Origin of the sequence: Enterobacter cloacae complex sp. 2024EL-00227, assembly GCF_043945315.1 — a bacterium.
In the GTDB taxonomy this organism is placed as follows: Bacteria; Pseudomonadota; Gammaproteobacteria; order Enterobacterales; family Enterobacteriaceae; genus Enterobacter; species Enterobacter roggenkampii.
In genome coordinates this window covers 109,051-127,204 of sequence record NZ_JBIMQP010000013.1, presented here as the reverse complement: position 1 = coordinate 127,204, position 18,154 = coordinate 109,051, and the positions used below count along the sequence as shown (strand labels likewise).

Here is an 18,154-nt window from a genome sequence, read left to right as displayed (position 1 = left end):
CCCGGCAACGCGAACACCGCACCTTGTAGGCCGGGTAAGGCGTAGCCGCCACCCGGCAAAACGAATCGCGAGGCCAACATGATCCACGTACAAAACGTAAGTAAGACCTTTGTGCTCCACCAGCAAAACGGCGTGCGCCTGCCGGTGCTGCAAAATGCCTCGCTGGAGGTTAATCGCGGCGAATGCGTGGTGCTGCACGGCCACTCCGGCAGCGGAAAATCGACCCTGCTGCGCTCCCTCTACGCCAACTATCTGCCCGACGAAGGCCATATTCATATTCGCCACGGCGATGAATGGATCGACCTGGTGCAGGCCCCGGCGCGTAAGGTGCTGGAGGTACGCCGCTCGACGATCGGCTGGGTGAGTCAGTTTCTGCGGGTGATCCCGCGGATCTCCGCCCTGGACGTGGTGATGCAGCCCCTGCTGGATCTTGGCGTGCCGCGCGAAACCTGCGCCGCTAAAGCCGCCAGCCTGCTGACGCGTCTCAACGTACCGGAGCGTCTGTGGCACCTTGCCCCGTCGACCTTTTCCGGCGGCGAGCAGCAGCGCGTCAACATCGCCCGCGGCTTTATCGTCGACTACCCGATTTTACTTCTGGATGAACCCACCGCCTCGCTCGACGCTAAAAACAGCGCGGCCGTGGTGGAGCTGATCGAACAGGCCAAAGCGCGCGGCGCGGCGATCGTCGGGATCTTCCACGACGAGAGCGTTCGCACCCGCGTCGCGGACAGGCTGCACCCAATGGGGACTCCCGCATGATTATCAATAACGTCAAGCTGATACTGGATAATGAAGTGGTTGACGGCTCGATTGAGATCCAGGACGGAACAATCCGCGCGTTTGCCGAAACCCAGAGCCGCTCGCCCGAGGCGATGGACGGCGACGGCGGCTGGCTGCTGCCGGGGCTGATCGAACTGCATACCGATAATCTGGACAAGTTCTTCACCCCCCGCCCGAAGGTGGACTGGCCCGCGCATTCAGCGATGAGCAGCCACGACGCGCTGATGGTCGCCAGCGGCATCACCACCGTACTGGACGCGGTGGCCATCGGCGACGTGCGCGACGGCGGCGACCGTCTGGAGAACCTGGAGAAGATGATCAACGCCGTCGAGGAGACGCAAAAGCGCGGCCTCAACCGCGCCGAGCACCGCCTGCACCTGCGCTGCGAGCTGCCGCACCACACCACCCTGCCGCTGTTTGAAAAGCTGGTCGGCCGCGAGCCGGTGTCGCTGGTCTCCCTGATGGACCACTCGCCGGGGCAGCGTCAGTTCGCCAACATTGAAAAGTATCGCGAATACTATCAGGGCAAATATTCCCTCAGCGACGCGGAGATGGCCCGTTACGAAGAAGAGCAGCTGGCGCTTGCGGCACGGTGGTCGCAGCCTAACCGTGTCCGAATTGCGGCGATGTGCCGGGACCGCAATATCGCGCTGGCCAGCCATGACGATGCCACGCACGATCACGTGCTCGAATCCCACCAGCTTGGCAGCGTGATCGCCGAATTTCCCACCACGTTCGAGGCGGCTGAAGCCTCCCGCAAGCACGGCATGAACGTGCTGATGGGCGCACCGAACATCGTGCGCGGCGGCTCGCACTCCGGCAACGTTGCGGCAAGCAGGCTCGCGTCCCTCGGCCTGCTGGATATTCTCTCGTCCGACTACTACCCCGCCAGCCTGCTCGACGCGGCGTTCCGGGTGGCCGACGACGAGGGCAACCGCTTTACGCTGCCGCAGGCGATTCGCCTGGTGACGAAAAACCCGGCCTCGGCGCTTAACTTGCAGGATCGCGGCGAGATAGCCGAAGGCAAGCGGGCGGATTTGGTGCTGGCCCACCGCAAGGGCGAGCACATCCATATTGACCACGTCTGGCGTCAGGGAAAAAGGGTGTTCTGATGGGAAGACTTATCTGGTTAATGGGGCCGTCCGGCTCCGGTAAGGACAGCCTGCTGTCCGCCTTACGGCAGCAGGAGCATCCGCAACTGCTGGTGGCGCACCGGTACATTACCCGGTCGGCGAATGCGGGGAGTGAAAACCATATCGCCCTGAGCGAGCAGGAGTTTTTCATTCGTGCCGGGCAAAACCTGCTGGCGCTGAGCTGGCACGCCAACGGCTATTACTATGGGATCGGCATCGAGACCGATCTGTGGCTGCATGCGGGGTTCGACGTGTTGGTCAACGGTTCACGGGCGCATCTTCCGCAGGCGCGCGCCCGCTATGGGGCGGCCCTGCTGCCGGTCTGCCTGCAGGTTTCACCGGACGTCCTGCGCAGCCGGTTGCAGAGCCGGGGTCGTGAATCCGCCCGTGAGATCGATCAGCGGCTTGCGCGTGCGGCGCGCTACGCCCCGTCCGACTGCCATATCCTTAATAACGACGGAAGTTTGCTACAGTCAGTCGAGACCTTTTTATCGCTTATCCGTCAGAAGGAGAAACAGCATGCCTGACTGCACGCTTCGCCCCGCCACCGCCGACGATGCGCAAATCGTCTATGCGTTAATCTGCGAATTAAAGCAGGCCGAATTTGATCACCAGGCGTTTCACGCGGGCTATCTTGCCAATCTGCAGGATCACAACATGCGCTACCAGCTTGCCGAACTGGACGGGCAGGTCATCGGCATGATCGGCCTGCACATGCAGTTTCACCTCCACCACGCACGCTGGATCGGCGAGATCCAGGAGCTGGTGGTGATGCCGCAGGCGCGCGGGTTAAAGGTGGGCAGCCAGCTGCTGGCCTGGGCGGAAGGGGTGGCACGAGAGGCCGGTGCGGAGCTGACCGAACTCTCCACCAGCGTGAAGCGCACCGACGCCCACCGTTTTTACGTCCGTGAAGGATATACGCAGAGCCATTTCCGATTCACCAAACCGCTGTAGAGGTGCGTTATGAGTCTGACAATCACGTTAACAGGAACCGGAAGCGCGCAACTCGTGCCGGTCTTTGGCTGCGACTGCGCGGCGTGCCGCCGGGCGCGCCTGCAGGAGACCTATCGCCGTCGCCCCTGTAGCGCGGTGGTCAAATTCAACGATGCGGTGACCCTGCTGGATGCCGGTATTCCACACCTGATGGACGACTGGGCTGCAGGCAGCTTTCAGCAGTTTTTGCTGACCCATTACCATATGGATCACGTTCAGGGACTCTTCCCCCTGCGCTGGGGCGTGGGCGCGACGATTCCGGTTTACGGTCCGCCGGACGAAGCAGGATGCGACGACCTGTTTAAACATCCGGGGATTCTGGATTTCAGCCACACGGTCGACCCCTTTGTCATGTTTGAGCTTCAGGGTATGCGGGTTACGCCCCTGCCGCTCAACCATTCGAAACTGACCTTCGGGTATTTGCTGGAGTCAGCCCACAGCCGCGTGGCCTGGCTGTCCGATACCGCCGGGCTGCCGGAAAAAACGGTGAAGTTCCTGCTTAACAGTCAGCCGCAGGCGATGATTATCGACTGCAGCCACGAACCGCGCGACGAGACGCCGCGAAACCATTGCGACTTAAATACCGTGATGGCGTTAAACGAAGTGATTGGCTGCCCGCAGGTGATCCTGACGCACATTAGCCATCAGTTTGACGTGTGGATGATGGATAACCCGCTGCCTGACGGCATTGAAGCGGGGTATGACGGAATGGTGTTGGTTCTCGACTGAGTTTTGCCGGGTGGCGGCTGCGCCTTACCCGGCCTACGCGCCAGGGTTTTGTAGGCCTGCGTAAGCGAAGCGCCACCAGGCTTTAGCCTCGATCGTAATCGTCTTCCAACCTGCGCTCATCCTCTTCCAGACGGCGTCTGTCGTCATCCAGCTGGCGCTGACGCTCGTCTAAACGGCGGCGTCTGTCTTCAAGCTGCCGACGGCGATCGTCATACTGACGGCTATCCATGCGACGGTTATCGTCATAACGATCGTCATCATCGTTGCTGCGGCTGCTGCTGGGGTTATAGGCATCGTTGATCGCCTGCTGAATGTTGCCAATGGCGTCATCAATCACATCGGCATGCGCCAGCTGGCTGGTGAGTGACAGCAGACCAAATAACAGAGCGGTAGAGTAACGTTTCATAAGGCCAGACTCGCAGGTGAACTGGCCTTAAGGTAATGAACAGCAGGGTGTGGGGGTAGCGGAGGAATCTCAAATTACCATCACTCTCCGCAGCGCCTGCGCCAGCTGCACCCGCGTAAACGGCTTGCGCAGTAGCTGAACGTCCGGCAGCTGAGGATTATGCGTGGGCCGTAAATCCTGTCCGCTGATCAGCAGCACCGGAAGCTGCGGATAGTGGCTGCGCACATGACTAATCACCTCGGCTCCGCTCAGGCTTCCCGGCAACATCAGGTCGCTGATAAACATGCCAATATCCGGCGACGCCGCCAGCATGTTCAGCGCCTGCTCGCCGTTTTCCGCTTCGAGCGTCAGGTAGCCAAGCTGGTGCAGCTGCTCGCACAGGGTCTGACGGACATCGGCTTCATCTTCCAGCACCAGTACCAGCCGCTCGTTATCGACGGAGGCGGTGGCAGAGAGCGTTTCATCTTCAGGAACTACGGGTAGCGTCGATCGCGGAAGGTGAAGCCGGACGGTCGTCCCCTGCCCCGGCGCGCTCTCGATCTCCACGCGGCCGCCGGACTGGCGGACAAAGCCGTACACCATCGACAGGCCTAACCCGCTCCCGCTCCCGGTCTGTTTGGTGGTGAAGAACGGCTCAAAGACGCGGGATTTCACCTCCTGAGACATCCCGCAGCCGCGGTCAATGACCTCCAGCGCCACCATATCCTGCCTGCGCCCGTCGCTGCGGGTGACGCGCTGATTCCAGGTGCGGATTTTTATCACCCCGCTTTGCCCTTCCATTGCATCGCGCGCGTTCATCACCAGGTTTATGATGGCGTTTTCCAGCTGGCTAACGTCTATCCAGGCGGGCCATGCCGGGGATTGCGCTTCGATCTCCAGGGTCAGGGTGGCAGGGAGGGAGTGACGCAGCAGTTCCCGGAGGTTCTCCAGCAGCGGCTGCATTTCAACCGCATGCGGGGTCAGGGATTGCTTGCGGGAAAACGCCAGCAGGCGCTGGGTCAGCAAGGCGCCACGCTCGGCCGCCTTCAGCGCCCGGGTAATGCGCGGCGCGTCGTTTGATTCGGGGTCGGTCAGCTCAAGGCTGCCGATGATCACCGCCAGCAGGTTATTAAAATCATGCGCCAGCCCGCCCGTCAGCTGTCCGACGGCCTTCATTTTCTGGCTGTGCAGGAGCGCCTCTTCCAGCCCCTGACGCTCAATGCGGTCGATCTCCATCTGCGTGGTTTTTTCTTTCAGCAGACGCGTGGTGTGCTCAAGCGAGGCGGTGTTGCGGGCAAAAACGTTGAACGCGCGCGCCAGTTCACCCAGCTCATCACGCCGCTGCAGCGCGGGAACGGAAACATCCTGTTCGCCGTGCGCAAGGCGTGACATCGCCCGGGAAATGGCCGTCAGGTTGGAGGCCAGATGGCGGTAGATATACCAGCAGGCACACCCGGTGATGATCAGCGCCAGCACGGCGAAAATGGTGATAAATACGCTGATGGATTGCAGCTCGTGATGGCTCTGGGCCGTGCGAAGCCGGGAGGCCTGCGCCACCTGCTCAACGTACTGATTAATATCGCTGTTGAGGATCGCCACCAGCGCCTTGATGTGGAACATGTACCAGCTTATCGCCAGATCGCTCTCCTCCAGCTGCTTCGACAGCGGGGCGAGCTGACCTAGCTCGGCATTAAAATCAGGCAGAACCGCCTTCACAACCGGCTGTGCGGCACTCCGGGGCAGCGTTGCGGCCACCGCGTCCAGCTGCTGAACGGTCGCACGCGGCGAAGGGGTGTCGATGGCGGCGGCGATCAGCCGGTCCATCTCCATCAGCTGCTGCGCATCCGGTACGTTACTGTCATAGCGGCGGTTGATGTCCTGCAGATGGCGCAGGTAGCTCTGGCTTTGGTACAGCGAGCTCAGCAGCGCGTTACGCTCCAGATGGCGTCGCTGTCCGCGCTCCAGCATCTCCGTCACGCTCTGCTGTAGCTCATTGCTTCGTTGAATAATACGCGCCACCAGCGCCGGCTCCTGCTGCGCCAGCGGCGCCTCCGCAAGCTGCTCCAGCGAGTGGCGCAGGGCCATTTGCGTCTGCTTCAGGCGCTCGGCTTCACCTTTATACTCGAGCGCCCCGACCACCTGCGAGAGCCGCACCGCCGCCGTTGCCACGCTGGCGGTGTCGCGGGCCAGGTTCATGCTGCCGGTCATGTCGTCCAGCGTTTGCTGCTGGACCTGCTCCTGGATTTGGCTGGCGTGGCGGAAGCCGAGCACCGCCACGCCGCTCACCATCAGCGTCACGGCGACCACCAGCAGATTGAAAATCAGCAGGCGGCCTCGTGCGCTGGCGAAGAACGGGGGGCGTGATGGCATGGGGTTGGGCTCCTGTGCGGTTTGGTGCCCTCACCCTGGCCCTCTCCCACAGGGAGAGGGAAAAGGAAAATGTGATGGCGATTAGCTATTCATAACTATGACAAATATGAACAGCTTCTGACATTTTGCATTTACGCACCTGTGATGAAGTGCAGAAATCGGCATTCACAGGAGATCCGCCATGAGCAGAACCCCGGTATTAGAGATGCGCAGCATTGCCAAAACGTTTGGCAGTTTCCACGCGCTCAAGGGTGTGGATTTGACGGTCTTTGCAGGTGAGATCCACGCGCTGATGGGTGAAAACGGCGCAGGCAAAAGCACGCTGATGAAAATCCTTGCGGGCGCCTATACCGCCACCGGCGGCGAAATCCTGATCGACGGCCAGCCGTTTCACATTAAAGGGCCGAAGGATGCGCTGGCCGCAGGCATCACGCTGATTTACCAGGAGATGCAGCTCGCGCCCAATCTGACCGTAGCCGAAAATATCTTCCTCGGCAGCGAGCTGTCGCGCGGCGGGCTGGTCCAGCGCAAGGAGATGGCCGCCCAGGCGCAGGCGGTGATTGACCGCCTCGGCGCGCAGTTTAGCGCCACCGATCTGGTGATGAAGCTCACCATCGCCGAACAGCAGCAGGTGGAAATTGCTCGCGCGCTGCACCGCAACAGCCGCATTCTGGTGATGGATGAACCCACCGCCGCCCTCTCCTCCCGCGAAACCCATCGCCTGTTTGAACTGATTTTGCGCCTGCGCGATGAAGGGATGGCGATCATCTATATCAGCCACCGCATGGCGGAGGTCTATGAACTCTCTGACCGCGTCAGCGTTCTGCGCGACGGGCAGTACGTCGGGAGCCTGACGCGCGACAAGCTGAACGCGTCGGAACTGGTAAAGATGATGGTGGGCCGCCCGCTAAGCGACCTGTTCAACAAGGAGCGTGATATTCCCCTCGGCAGTCCGCGTCTCAACGTCCACCACCTCACCGACGGTAAAAAAGTACAGCCGTGCAGCCTGCAGGTGCGTTCCGGCGAAATCGTCGGGCTGGCAGGGCTGGTCGGGGCCGGACGTTCCGAGCTGGCACAGCTTATCTTCGGCGTGCGTAAAGCCACGGGCGGCATGATTGAGGTCGACGGCGAGCCGGTAGTGATCCACTCCCCGCGCGCGGCCATCGAAAACGGCATCGGTTTTCTCACCGAGAACCGCAAGGAGCAGGGGCTGTTTCTGGAGCTGGCGGCGCAGGAGAACATCACTATGGCGACGCTGGAGCGCGACGCCACCTTCGGCTGGCTGAACCGCAAAAAAGCCCAGTCCATTTCCGATGACGCCATTGCTCTGCTCAATATCCGCGTGCCCCATTCGCAGGTGCGCGCAGGCGGTCTTTCCGGCGGCAACCAGCAAAAACTGCTCATCTCCCGCTGGGTAGCCATCGGCCCACGCATTCTGATTCTGGACGAACCCACGCGCGGCGTGGACGTCGGCGCAAAAAGCGAGATCTACCGCATCATGAACCAGATGGCGCGCAAAGGCGTGGCGATCCTGATGATCTCCAGCGAGCTGCCGGAAGTGGTGGGCATGAGCGACCGGGTTTACGTGATGCGCGAAGGCAGCATCGCGGGCGAGCTTCACGGACGTGACATCTCTCAGGAAAACATTATGACGCTGGCAACCGGCGTGAACGACACTCATCATCAGGCGGTGCAATCATGACAACTCCAACCCATCCGCAGCAGGTGGCGAAATCCGCCTCCGCCAAAAAAATGCTGATGAGCGATCTGATGCAAACGGTCGGCATTTTGCCGATTTTGATCCTGATTGTGGCGGTTTTTGGCTTTATTGCGCCCAACTTCTTCACTGAGAGCAACCTGCTCAACATCACCCGTCAGGCGTCGATCAACATCGTGCTGGCGGCGGGAATGACCTTTATTATCCTCACCGGCGGGATTGACCTCTCCGTAGGGTCGATTCTCGGCACCACGGCGGTGGCGGCGATGGTGGTGTCGCTCATTCCCGAATTCGCCGGGCTGTCCATTCCGGCCGCGCTGATGCTCGGCATGGTGCTGGGCCTGTTCAACGGCGCGCTGGTGGCCTTCGCCGGGCTGCCGCCCTTCATCGTGACGCTCGGCACCTATACGGCACTGCGCGGCGCGGCTTATCTGCTGGCCGACGGCACCACGGTCATTAACTCCAACATCAACTTCGAGTGGATCGGCAATAACTACCTCGGCCCGATTCCGTGGCTGGTAGTCATTGCCCTGGCGGTCATTGCTATCTGCTGGTTCATCCTGCGCCGCACCACGCTCGGCGTTCATATCTACGCGGTCGGCGGCAACATGCAGGCGGCGCGCTTAACGGGCATCAAGGTCTGGCTGGTGCTGCTGTTTGTCTACGGCATGAGCGGCCTGCTCTCCGGCCTCGGCGGGGTGATGAGCGCCTCGCGCCTCTACAGCGCCAACGGCAACCTCGGCACGGGTTACGAGCTGGATGCAATTGCGGCGGTGATCCTCGGCGGCACCAGCTTCGTCGGCGGGATCGGCACGATCACCGGCACGCTGGTCGGTGCCTTGATCATCGCCACCCTCAACAACGGCATGACGCTGATGGGCGTCTCCTACTTCTGGCAGCTGGTGATCAAAGGGGCGGTGATCATCATTGCGGTGCTGATCGACAAATACCGTACCCGACACCATCAAAGTGCATAACAACAATACCCTACGAGTGAGGAAGACAAGATGCGTTTGAAACCCTTAGTGACCGCGCTCTGTGCTGGCGCGCTGCTTGCCGCAACGCCGTTTGCGCAGGCGAAAGATCTGAAGTCCATCGGCGTGACGGTGGGCGACCTGGCTAACCCGTTCTTCGTGCAGATCACCAAAGGTGCCGAGCTGGAAGCGCGCAAGCTGGCGGGCGATAACGTCAAGGTGACGCTGGTCTCCAGCGGGTACGATCTGGGCCAGCAGGTGGCGCAGATCGACAACTTCATTGCCGCGAAAGTGGACATGATCATCCTCAACGCCGCGGATTCCAAAGGGATCGGCCCGGCGGTGAAGCGCGCGAAGGACGCCGGGATTGTGGTCGTGGCGGTTGACGTGGCGGCGGAAGGGGCTGATGCCACCATCACCTCCGATAACACCCAGGCGGGTGAGATGGCCTGTAAGTACATTACCGACCGCCTGAAAGGGAAAGGCAACGTGGTGATCATCAACGGACCGCCGGTCTCTGCGGTACAAAACCGCGTAGAAGGGTGCCAGACGGAGTTCAAAAAACATCCGGATATCAAGGTGCTCTCGGATAACCAGAACGCCAAGGGCAGTCGTGAAGGCGGTCTGGAAGTCATGACCTCCCTGCTGGCGGCCAATCCGAAGATCGACGGCGTGTTTGCGATTAACGATCCGACTGCGATCGGCGCCGATCTGGCCGCGAAACAGGCTCAGCGCAATGAGTTCTTTATCGTTGGCGTGGATGGATCGCCGGACGGTGAGGAAGCGCTGAAGCGCGAAAACTCCCTATTTGTGGCGACCCCGGCGCAGGATCCGCAGGTCATGGCGGCAAAAGCGGTGGAGATTGGCTATGACATTCTCCAGGGCAAACCCGCGCCGAAAGCGCCCGTGCTGATCCCGGTGACGATGATCGATAAAAAGAACGTCGGTACCTATAAGGGTTGGACGGTTAAATGATCCTTTTCCCTCTCCCGCAGGGAGAGGGAACTGTTTTCAAGGAGTCCCCATGAAACGCTCCGACATCAATGAAATCCTCGGCCACACGCGGCAGTTTTTCTCCATGCACGACGTTCATCTCCCGCCTTTTGCCAGCTTTCCGCCAACGAAATGGCAGCAGCTTGACCAGGCCGCATGGCAGGAAGTGTTCGACCTCAAGCTCGGCTGGGACGTGACGGCGTTCGGCGGCAACAACTTTGCCGCTGAGGGCCTGACGCTCTTTACCCTGCGCAACGGCTCGCCCAACGGCGTGCCTTATGAAAAAAGCTATGCCGAAAAAATCATGCACGTGCGCGACGGCCAGGTGACGCCGATGCATTTTCACTGGCGCAAGCGCGAAGACATCATCAACCGGGGCGGCGGGAATCTGATCATTGAGTTATGGAATGCCGGAGCGCATGAAGAGACGGAAAACACCGACGTGACCGTCACCGTCGACGGCTGCCGCCAGACCCACGCCCCCGGCAGCCAGCTGCGCCTCACGCCAGGGGAAAGCATCTGCCTGACGCCCACTCTTTACCACAGTTTCTGGGGCGAACGCGGCTTCGGCGACGTGCTGGTGGGGGAAGTCTCCTCGGTTAATGACGATGAACACGACAACCACTTTTTGCAGCCGGTTGCCCGCTATAACAACATCGAAGAAGACGAACCGGCACTGCTGGTGCTGTGCAACGAGTACAACCTGTTCCGGATATAAGGGGTGAATGATGCCATTGATTTCTCTTGCCGACGGTCTTGCGCACGCCAGACAACACCGCTATGCGCTGGGCGCGTTTAACGTGCTCGACTCCCACTTCCTGCGCGCGCTATTCGCCGCCGCAAAGCAGGAACGCTCGCCGTTTATCATCAACATCGCGGAAGTGCATTTTAAGTACGTGTCGCTGGATTCCCTTGTCGAAGCGGTGAAGTTCGAGGCCGCTCGCCACGCTATTCCCGTGGTGCTCAACCTCGACCACGGCCTGCATTATGACGCCGTCGTGCGCGCCCTGCGCTTAGGGTTCAGCTCCGTGATGTTCGATGGCTCTACGCTGAGCTATGAGGAAAATGTTCGCCAGACGCGAGAAGTGGTGAAGATGTGCCATGCGGTGGGCGTCTCCGTGGAGGCAGAGCTGGGCGCGGTCGGGGGTGATGAAGGGGGCGCGCTTTACGGACATGCGGATGAAGCCTTCTTCACCGATCCGCAGCTGGCGCGCGAATTTGTTGATTCAACCGGCATCGACGCGCTGGCCGTCGCCATCGGCAACGCACACGGCAAGTATAAAGGCGAGCCGAAGCTCGATTTCCCGCGTCTGGACGCCATTCGTCAGCAGACGGGGCTGCCGCTGGTTTTACACGGCGGCTCCGGGATTAGCGATGCCGACTTCCGCCGCGCCATCGAGCTGGGCATTCATAAAATCAATTTCTATACCGGCATGTCGCAGGCCGCACTCGCCGCCGTGGAGCAGCGCATGGCGAACCGCCAGCCGCTGTACGACGAGTTTGCCGAACTGCTGCTCGGCATTGAAGAAGCGATTACCGATACGGTCGCCGAACAGATGCGCATCTTCGGCAGCGCGGGGCAGGCATGATGGAACGCAAAGGCATCATCGCCGCAGGCAATATGCTGGTGGACCACGTCCACCAGATCGTACAGTGGCCGGAGCGCGGCTGGCTGGCGGAAATCACCCACAGCGAACGCTCAACCGGCGGCGCGCCGCTCAACGTCCTGCTGACGCTGGCAAAAATGCACGTTGGCCTGCCGCTGCAGGCGGTGGGGCTGATTGGCGAAGACGGCGACGGGGACTACATTCTGGCGATGCTCGACCAGTACCACGTCAACCGCCAGCGCGTACAGCGCACCACCTTTGCGCCAACCTCCATGTCGCAGGTGATGACCGACCCCAGCGGACAGCGCACCTTTTTCCACTCGCCGGGGGCCAACCGCCTGCTGGATCTTCCCGCCTTCGATCGCTTAGACGGATCGATGAAGATCTTCCATCTCGGCTATCTCCTGCTGCTCGACAGCCTGGATATGCCCGATGACGAATTTGGCACCCGCAGCGCGCGGCTGCTGGCGCAGATGCGCGACCAGGGGTATGAAACCTCGCTCGATCTGGTTTCCCGCAAGGGCGACCCGCGCTATCAGCCGCTGGTGCTCCCTGCCCTTCGCCATCTCGACTATCTGGTGATTAACGAGCTGGAGGCCGGTGAGTTTAGCGGCCTGACAATGCGTGACGAAAACGACGCCCCGCACATTGCCCATATCGCGGACGCCGCGGCGCAGCTGCTGGCGGCCGGCGTACGCCAGCGGGTGGTGATCCACTGTCCGGAAGGCGCATGGGGAGAAGCTCGCGGTGAAGCGGGTCGCTGGATCCCGTCATGGATGCTGGAGCAGGAAGAGATTATCGGCAGCGTCGGCGCGGGCGATGCCTTTTGCGCGGGCTTTTTATACGGCTGCCATGAATCGCTCCCGCTAACAGAGAGTATTTATCTGGCGCACGCCTGCGCGCGGGCAAGCCTGCTGGCCGCCAATGCGATTGACGGCGCAAAAACGCTGGCCGAGCTGCAGGCGTTTATTCGCGAGAGCATTTAATTTAACAATAATTGCGATTTTTCATTACAGTTCTATGAATTTTATATTCCCGAACTACACTCTCTCCATCTGGCATATTCGGCGTGGGCAGCACTCTGTCCGCACGCTTTTCCGAAATGAGATAGAAAGAGGACAAGGGAAAAATGTTCGCAGCCATCATCATCGGTATTTTCATTATCAGCGTTATTTATGCGCATTCCCGCGGCAAAGAAAAACAGACGCTTTCCCGTCAGCTCTTCGACCATTCGACGTTTATGGCGCCCATCAATATGTTTATGACGGCGTTTTCTTCCCTGCCCGCCAGGCAGCCTTTCTTTGAAACAGAGCGCTTCCCGGAATTAAATAAGCTGACGGAAAACTGGCTGGTTATTCGCGAAGAGGCGCTGCGTTTGCAGCATCATATTAAGGCAGCGGAAAATAATAACGACGCCGGCTTTAACACCTTTTTTAAACGCGGCTGGAAACGTTTTTATCTGAAGTGGTATGCCGATGCCCATCCCTCCGCGCAGTCTTTATGCCCGGTGACGACCCGGCTGGTGAGTGAAATCCCTTCGGTGAAGGCGGCCATGTTTGCCGAGCTGCCGGCGGGTGCAAAGCTTGGCAAGCACCGGGATCCGTATGCGGGCTCGGTTCGTTACCATCTGGGCTTATTCACCCCGAATGACGATCGCTGCTTTATTGAAGTCGACGGGCAACGCCACAGCTGGCGGGATGGTGAAGCCGTTATTTTTGATGAGACCTACGTCCACTGGGCAGAAAATAAAACGGATCAAACGCGCATTATTCTCTTCTGCGATATCGAGCGTCCGATGAAATGGCGCTGGGCGCAGGCGGTTAACCATTGGGTGGGAACCACGCTGATGTCTGCGGCCAGGTCACCGAATGACGAGAATGACAGCACCGGCGGCATTAACCGCATTTTTAAATACGTTCATGCAGGTCGCGAGCGGGGGCAGCGTCTGAAAAAAAGGAACCGTAAGGCCTATTACGCCCTCAAGTATCTTTGCATCGCTGCAATCTTTGCCGCCATCATTGTTCCGGCGATAACGTAAGCCTTATGCCGCCTGTTCGGGCCGGCTCACGTCAGTGGCAAACACGTAACCCAACCCGCGGATGGTTTTGATGAGCGCAGGCTGATGCGGGTTAGCCTCTATTTTCCGGCGCAGGCGCATGATCAGCACGTCAATCGTGCGGTCGAACACGTCGGCGCTTTCGCTGTGGGTCAGCTCAAGCAGCCTGTCACGGCTCAGCACCCGGCGGGCATTTTGCGTGAGCGCCAGCAGCAGGCCGTACTCGCCCTGGGTTAAGGGCACGGTATTACGCTGCGGATCAATCAGCTCACAGCGGGTGGTATCAAGCGTCCATCCGTTAAACGCAATGCCCGCGACGGGCGCTGCGGGGGCTTCTGCCGCCAGCGCGCCCGTTCGGCGCAACACCGCTTTCACCCGGGCGACCACCACGCGCGGGTTGAACGGTTTGCCAATATAATCGTCGGCCCCCATCTCCAGCCCCACCACCACGTCTGACTCACTGCCCAGGCCGGTTAACATCACAACCGGTAGCGCCGGACGCTGCTTTTGCAGCTGCAGCAGAACCTGCAGGCCGTTGATATCCGGCAGCATCATATCCAGCAGCACAAGCGCGATATTCGGCTCCTGCTGCACCTGGCGCAGCGCATCCTGGCCGTTATGGCAGACAAGCACGCTAAAGACGTGCTCGCTCAGCACGTCCTGAAGCAGTTCGCAGACTGCCGTATCGTCATCAACCACCAGAATCGCCGGTTTCATCGTATGCTTCCGTCAGGGGATTATGTTAAGTCTGAACTATTCTGCCGTCGGCTCCAGTCAAAAGGTTTTTTCAGTGACGGAAATTCAACCCATGTCACATCCGCCGCCCTGTCGACACGTCAATTTTGACGATTGACTGCTTTTTGTCAGGGTTTTCACCCCGGATGGGCCGTAAAGTCAGGGGATACCCATACAAAAAACATGGCATAGAAGCTGCATAGTGGGTGCGAACGATTCGATTAACTGGAGCAGACTGATGAAAAAAGTCGTCACGGTTTGCCCTTATTGTGCCTCAGGTTGCAAGATCCACCTGGTGGTCGATAACGGCAAAATCGTCCGGGCGGAGGCCGCGCAGGGGAAAACCAACCAGGGCACGCTGTGCCTGAAAGGGTACTACGGCTGGGATTTTATTAACGATACCCAAATCCTTACCCCGCGCCTGAAAACCCCTATGATCCGCCGCGAGCGCGGCGGCAAGCTGGAAGCCGTATCCTGGAACGAGGCGCTGGATTATGTCGCCACGCGCCTGAGTGCCATTAAGGCCAAGTATGGCCCGGATGCCATCCAGACCACCGGCTCTTCCCGCGGGACGGGAAATGAAACCAACTATGTGATGCAAAAATTCGCGCGCGCCGTTATTGGTACCAATAACGTCGACTGCTGCGCTCGCGTCTGACACGGCCCATCGGTTGCAGGTCTGCACCAGTCGGTCGGTAACGGCGCAATGAGTAATGCCATCAACGAGATAGATAATACCGATCTCGTCTTCATCTTTGGTTATAACCCGGCGGATTCTCACCCTATCGTCGCGAACCACGTTATTCGCGCTAAACAGAATGGGGCGAAAATCATCGTCTGCGATCCGCGCAAAATTGAAACCGCGCGCATTGCGGATATGCACATTGCATTGAAAAACGGCTCAAACATCGCGCTGTTGAACGCAATGGGGCACGTCATTATTGAGGAGAACCTGTACGATCAGGCGTTTGTCGCGACCCGTACAGAAGGCTTTGAAGAGTATAAGAAAATAGTCGAGGGCTATACGCCTGAATCCGTCGAAGCGATAACCGGCGTTAGCGCACAGGAGATTCGTCAGGCGGCCAGAATGTATGCCGGGGCAAAAACCGCCGCCATTCTCTGGGGCATGGGCGTGACCCAGTTCTACCAGGGCGTGGAAACCGTGCGCTCGCTCACCAGCCTCGCGATGCTGACCGGTAATCTGGGTAAAGCACACGTTGGCGTGAACCCGGTGCGCGGTCAGAATAACGTGCAGGGCGCCTGCGATATGGGCGCGCTGCCGGACACGTATCCGGGCTACCAGTACGTGAAGTTCCCGGAAAACCGCGCCAAGTTCGCGAAGGCGTGGGGCGTGGAAAGCCTGCCGGAACATACCGGGTATCGCATCAGCGAGCTGCCGCACCGCGCGGCGCATGGCGAAGTGCGTGCGGCCTATATCATGGGTGAAGATCCGCTTCAGACCGACGCCGAGCTTTCTGCAGTGCGTAAAGGGTTTGAGGATCTGGAGCTGGTGATTGTCCAGGATATCTTCATGACCAAAACCGCGGCGGCGGCGGATGTCATTTTACCGTCGACCTCCTGGGGCGAGCATGAAGGCGTCTACACGGCGGCCGACCGCGGCTTCCAGCGCTTCTTCAAGGCGGTCGAGCCGAAGTGGGATCTGAAAACGGACTGGCAGATCATCAGTGAAATCGCCACCCGCATGGGCTACCCGATGCACTACAACAACACCCAGGAGATCTGGGATGAGTTGCGCAGCCTGTGTCCGGACTTCTACGGCGCCACCTATGAAAAAATGGGCGAGCTGGGATACATCCAGTGGCCGTGTCGGGATGAGTCAAAGGCCGATCAGGGGACGTCCTATCTCTTTAAGGAGAAATTCGACACCCCGAACGGGCTGGCGCAGTTCTTCACCTGCGACTGGGTCGCGCCGATCGATAAACTCACCGATGAGTATCCGATGGTGCTCTCCACCGTACGCGAAGTGGGCCATTACTCCTGTCGTTCGATGACCGGAAACTGCGCCGCGCTGGCGGCGCTGGCGGATGAACCGGGCTATGCGCAAATCAACACCGCCGATGCGGAACAGCTCGGTATTGAGGATGAAGCGCTGGTGTGGGTGAACTCGCGCAAAGGGCGGATCATTACTCGTGCGCAGGTCAGCGATCGTCCAAACAAAGGGGCGGTCTATATGACCTACCAGTGGTGGATTGGTGCCTGCAACGAGCTGGTAACAGAGAACTTAAGCCCGATAACCAAAACGCCGGAGTATAAATACTGCGCCGTTAACGTTGAGCCGATTGCGGATCAGCACGCCGCGGAACAGTATGTGATCGACGAATATAACAAGCTAAAAGCCCGACTGCGCGAAAGCGCAATGGGTTGAAGCCGTTAATTCATCGATGAATAAAGGGAGTGAAATATTCACTCCCTTTTTATTTCCGAGTAACCCATCAATAATATTAATTAATATTCTTGAAAACGGCTCGCAGAAATAATGTAATTTTCGCGAAAAAGAATTACATCTTTGCATTTTAATTCAGAGGGATAAGATATTCGGCGGGTGCTTAAGACTTTCTGTCTTGAGCATTGTTGAGGGACAGAAAGTAGAAAGCCCCGGGAAATTTTCATTTACCCGAGGCTACTCCCTCAACTCCAACAAGTTGAGAGTAGCCTCTTATTCTTTTTTTGACAAGGAGTAAAAGGCATGACGCCATTAAAAACTGCGTTAGGCATCGTCTTTATTGTTTGCCTGACGATAGTGATCTTTACCTTTATTACTCGCGGCAGGCTCTGCGAGTAATAAAGAGTGAGCATCAGGAGGTGGCGGCTAAATTAGCCTGCAACCCAGGCTAACCTCTACGGGCGGAACAACGGTTCCGCCCGGCTTGTAGGATGCTGAGGTCTTAATGCACCCATTTTTTTCTTTTGCGCCCGCGATTATACTGCGCGGCGTGTACCCAGATGATAAGAATCCATGAAAGCCATTTTTCTGTTGTTAGTGTTTTTAACATCCTTCGCCCGCGCCGATGAGATAGGCAGCCAGTATCGGAAACAGGCGGAAGCCGGTGATGCGCGTGCCCAGTATTATCTTGCCGATACGTACTTCAGCTCCGGCGACAGCAAGCAGGCCGCGCTGTGGGCCGAGAAAGCCGCGAAAGGCGGCGATGTCGACGCCATGGGGTTGCTCTCGCAAATCCTCTTTACGCAGGGCGATTACTCACAGGCCAAAGCCCTGGCCCAACAGGCAAACATTGCTGGCAGCAAACGCGGCGCGATCATGCTGGCGCGCATTCTGGTGAATACTCAGGCGGGGAAAACTGACTATCCCCAGGCCATCAGACTGCTGCACACGGCAACCGAAGATATCGACAGCGACTCTGCGGTCGATGCACAGCTGCTGCTGGGGCTGATTTATGCCAACGGCGTCGAAGTAGCGCAGGATGACGTGCAGGCCGCCTCGTGGTTCAAGCGGAGTTCAGCCCTTTCGCGTACGGGCTATGCCGAGTACTGGGCAGGGATGTTGTTCAGGCAGGGGGAGAAAGGCTTTATCACGCCCAATAAACAGAAAGCGCTGTACTGGTTAAACCTGAGCTGTACGGAAGGGTTTGATACGGGGTGCGAAGAGTTTGATGCGTTGAGCGGGGAGTAAACCATTGCCCGGTGGCGCTGCGCTTACCGG

The 18,154-nt window shown here is 59.1% G+C and carries 17 protein-coding genes and 1 pseudogene; 15 read left to right on the top strand and 3 right to left on the bottom strand.

Translation table 11 applies throughout. From position 1 onward, the window contains the following. Positions 1–78: 78 nt before the first annotated feature. The 5 genes from phnL to phnP are packed head-to-tail and all read left to right on the top strand — an operon-like array spanning position 79 to position 3,635. Positions 79–759, top strand: a complete 681-nt coding sequence (gene phnL, locus ACHH0Z_RS20265) for a phosphonate C-P lyase system protein PhnL (protein WP_045335185.1) — start codon at positions 79–81, stop codon at positions 757–759. Next, positions 756–1,892 carry an alpha-D-ribose 1-methylphosphonate 5-triphosphate diphosphatase gene (gene phnM, locus ACHH0Z_RS20260; protein WP_045407278.1) on the top strand — a complete coding sequence of 379 codons (1,137 nt, stop codon included), beginning with the start codon at positions 756–758 and terminating at the stop codon, positions 1,890–1,892. Before phnL ends, phnM begins: the two co-directional genes overlap by 4 nt. Next, positions 1,889–2,440 carry a ribose 1,5-bisphosphokinase gene (gene phnN / locus ACHH0Z_RS20255; RefSeq protein ID WP_102046715.1) on the top strand — a complete coding sequence of 184 codons (552 nt, stop codon included), beginning with the start codon at positions 1,889–1,891 and terminating at the stop codon, positions 2,438–2,440. Before phnM ends, phnN begins: the two co-directional genes overlap by 4 nt. Then, positions 2,433–2,867, top strand: coding sequence for an aminoalkylphosphonate N-acetyltransferase (gene phnO / locus ACHH0Z_RS20250; protein WP_021242924.1), 435 nt, complete (start codon positions 2,433–2,435; stop codon positions 2,865–2,867). The genes phnN and phnO overlap by 8 nt, the downstream gene beginning before the upstream one ends. Positions 2,868–2,876: 9 nt before the next feature. Next, positions 2,877–3,635, top strand: coding sequence for a phosphonate metabolism protein PhnP (phnP, locus tag ACHH0Z_RS20245; RefSeq protein ID WP_045407275.1), 759 nt, complete (start codon positions 2,877–2,879; stop codon positions 3,633–3,635). Between the two features lie 82 nt (positions 3,636–3,717). On the opposite strand, the gene yjdP is transcribed toward phnP, so the two are convergent. Beyond that, positions 3,718–4,041, bottom strand: coding sequence for a DDRRRQL repeat protein YjdP (gene yjdP, locus ACHH0Z_RS20240; RefSeq protein WP_008500050.1), 324 nt, complete (start codon positions 4,039–4,041; stop codon positions 3,718–3,720). Positions 4,042–4,110: 69 nt separating this feature from the next. Next, positions 4,111–6,390 carry an ATP-binding protein gene (locus tag ACHH0Z_RS20235; RefSeq protein ID WP_045407274.1) on the bottom strand — a complete coding sequence of 760 codons (2,280 nt, stop codon included), beginning with the start codon at positions 6,388–6,390 and terminating at the stop codon, positions 4,111–4,113. Between the two features lie 181 nt (positions 6,391–6,571). Between ACHH0Z_RS20235 and ACHH0Z_RS20230 the strand changes: the two genes are divergently transcribed. The 7 genes from ACHH0Z_RS20230 (at position 6,572) to lpxO (ending at position 13,719) form a co-directional block, all read left to right on the top strand. Then, a complete protein-coding gene (locus ACHH0Z_RS20230) occupies positions 6,572–8,092 on the top strand; it encodes a sugar ABC transporter ATP-binding protein (RefSeq protein ID WP_021242933.1) in 1,521 nt (506 codons plus the stop codon). Continuing rightward, positions 8,089–9,084, top strand: coding sequence for a ribose ABC transporter permease (locus tag ACHH0Z_RS20225; RefSeq protein ID WP_045407271.1), 996 nt, complete (start codon positions 8,089–8,091; stop codon positions 9,082–9,084). The genes ACHH0Z_RS20230 and ACHH0Z_RS20225 overlap by 4 nt, the downstream gene beginning before the upstream one ends. Before the next feature lie 30 nt (positions 9,085–9,114). Next, complete coding sequence (locus tag ACHH0Z_RS20220) at positions 9,115–10,056, top strand: ABC transporter substrate-binding protein (RefSeq protein ID WP_021242935.1); 942 nt, start codon at positions 9,115–9,117, stop codon at positions 10,054–10,056. Positions 10,057–10,105: 49 nt separating this feature from the next. Continuing rightward, a complete protein-coding gene (locus tag ACHH0Z_RS20215; protein WP_023293504.1) occupies positions 10,106–10,792 on the top strand; it encodes a D-lyxose/D-mannose family sugar isomerase in 687 nt (228 codons plus the stop codon). A 10-nt stretch (positions 10,793–10,802) separates the two neighbouring features. Beyond that, positions 10,803–11,663, top strand: coding sequence for a ketose 1,6-bisphosphate aldolase (locus ACHH0Z_RS20210; RefSeq protein WP_025912336.1), 861 nt, complete (start codon positions 10,803–10,805; stop codon positions 11,661–11,663). Then, positions 11,663–12,667, top strand: a complete 1,005-nt coding sequence (locus ACHH0Z_RS20205; RefSeq protein ID WP_032655361.1) for a carbohydrate kinase family protein — start codon at positions 11,663–11,665, stop codon at positions 12,665–12,667. The genes ACHH0Z_RS20210 and ACHH0Z_RS20205 overlap by 1 nt, the downstream gene beginning before the upstream one ends. Positions 12,668–12,810: 143 nt before the next feature. Further along, positions 12,811–13,719 (top strand): lipid A hydroxylase LpxO, encoded by a 909-nt coding sequence (gene lpxO / locus ACHH0Z_RS20200; RefSeq protein ID WP_045407268.1) that lies wholly within the window; start codon positions 12,811–12,813, stop codon positions 13,717–13,719. A 3-nt stretch (positions 13,720–13,722) separates the two neighbouring features. Here the strand turns inward: lpxO and ACHH0Z_RS20195 are convergent, their stop codons facing one another. Then, the gene (locus ACHH0Z_RS20195; protein WP_021242940.1) at positions 13,723–14,454 is read right to left on the bottom strand and encodes a response regulator; all 732 of its coding nucleotides are present in this window, start codon (positions 14,452–14,454) and stop codon (positions 13,723–13,725) included. 256 nt (positions 14,455–14,710) lie between these two features. Here ACHH0Z_RS20195 and fdhF point away from each other — a divergent pair, with 256 nt between their 5' ends. The 3 genes and pseudogenes from fdhF to ACHH0Z_RS20180 all read left to right on the top strand — a co-directional run bounded on the left by fdhF (position 14,711) and on the right by ACHH0Z_RS20180 (position 18,124). Continuing rightward, entirely contained in the window at positions 14,711–16,858 is a 2,148-nt protein-coding gene (gene fdhF / locus ACHH0Z_RS20190; RefSeq protein WP_084832236.1) for a formate dehydrogenase subunit alpha, read from the top strand. 321 nt (positions 16,859–17,179) lie between these two features. Then, a pseudogene (locus tag ACHH0Z_RS20185) lies at positions 17,180–17,328 on the top strand (Hok/Gef family protein). Positions 17,329–17,449: 121 nt separating this feature from the next. After that, positions 17,450–18,124, top strand: a complete 675-nt coding sequence (locus ACHH0Z_RS20180) for a tetratricopeptide repeat protein (protein ID WP_008500036.1) — start codon at positions 17,450–17,452, stop codon at positions 18,122–18,124. Positions 18,125–18,154: the final 30 nt, after the last annotated feature.

What these genes read in the sequence shown, in the direction of transcription:
- phnL (WP_045335185.1), top strand. Translation starts at nt 79, where the DNA reads ATGATCCACGTACAAAACGTAAGTAAGACCTTTGTGCTCCACCAGCAA.
- phnM (WP_045407278.1), top strand. Translation starts at nt 756, where the DNA reads ATGATTATCAATAACGTCAAGCTGATACTGGATAATGAAGTGGTTGAC.
- phnO (WP_021242924.1), top strand. Translation starts at nt 2,433, where the DNA reads ATGCCTGACTGCACGCTTCGCCCCGCCACCGCCGACGATGCGCAAATC.
- phnP (WP_045407275.1), top strand. Translation starts at nt 2,877, where the DNA reads ATGAGTCTGACAATCACGTTAACAGGAACCGGAAGCGCGCAACTCGTG.
- yjdP (WP_008500050.1), bottom strand. Translation starts at nt 4,041, where the DNA reads ATGAAACGTTACTCTACCGCTCTGTTATTTGGTCTGCTGTCACTCACC.
- ACHH0Z_RS20235 (WP_045407274.1), bottom strand. Translation starts at nt 6,390, where the DNA reads ATGCCATCACGCCCCCCGTTCTTCGCCAGCGCACGAGGCCGCCTGCTG.
- ACHH0Z_RS20230 (WP_021242933.1), top strand. Translation starts at nt 6,572, where the DNA reads ATGAGCAGAACCCCGGTATTAGAGATGCGCAGCATTGCCAAAACGTTT.
- ACHH0Z_RS20225 (WP_045407271.1), top strand. Translation starts at nt 8,089, where the DNA reads ATGACAACTCCAACCCATCCGCAGCAGGTGGCGAAATCCGCCTCCGCC.
- ACHH0Z_RS20220 (WP_021242935.1), top strand. Translation starts at nt 9,115, where the DNA reads ATGCGTTTGAAACCCTTAGTGACCGCGCTCTGTGCTGGCGCGCTGCTT.
- ACHH0Z_RS20215 (WP_023293504.1), top strand. Translation starts at nt 10,106, where the DNA reads ATGAAACGCTCCGACATCAATGAAATCCTCGGCCACACGCGGCAGTTT.
- ACHH0Z_RS20210 (WP_025912336.1), top strand. Translation starts at nt 10,803, where the DNA reads ATGCCATTGATTTCTCTTGCCGACGGTCTTGCGCACGCCAGACAACAC.
- ACHH0Z_RS20205 (WP_032655361.1), top strand. Translation starts at nt 11,663, where the DNA reads ATGGAACGCAAAGGCATCATCGCCGCAGGCAATATGCTGGTGGACCAC.
- lpxO (WP_045407268.1), top strand. Translation starts at nt 12,811, where the DNA reads ATGTTCGCAGCCATCATCATCGGTATTTTCATTATCAGCGTTATTTAT.
- ACHH0Z_RS20195 (WP_021242940.1), bottom strand. Translation starts at nt 14,454, where the DNA reads ATGAAACCGGCGATTCTGGTGGTTGATGACGATACGGCAGTCTGCGAA.
- ACHH0Z_RS20180 (WP_008500036.1), top strand. Translation starts at nt 17,450, where the DNA reads ATGAAAGCCATTTTTCTGTTGTTAGTGTTTTTAACATCCTTCGCCCGC.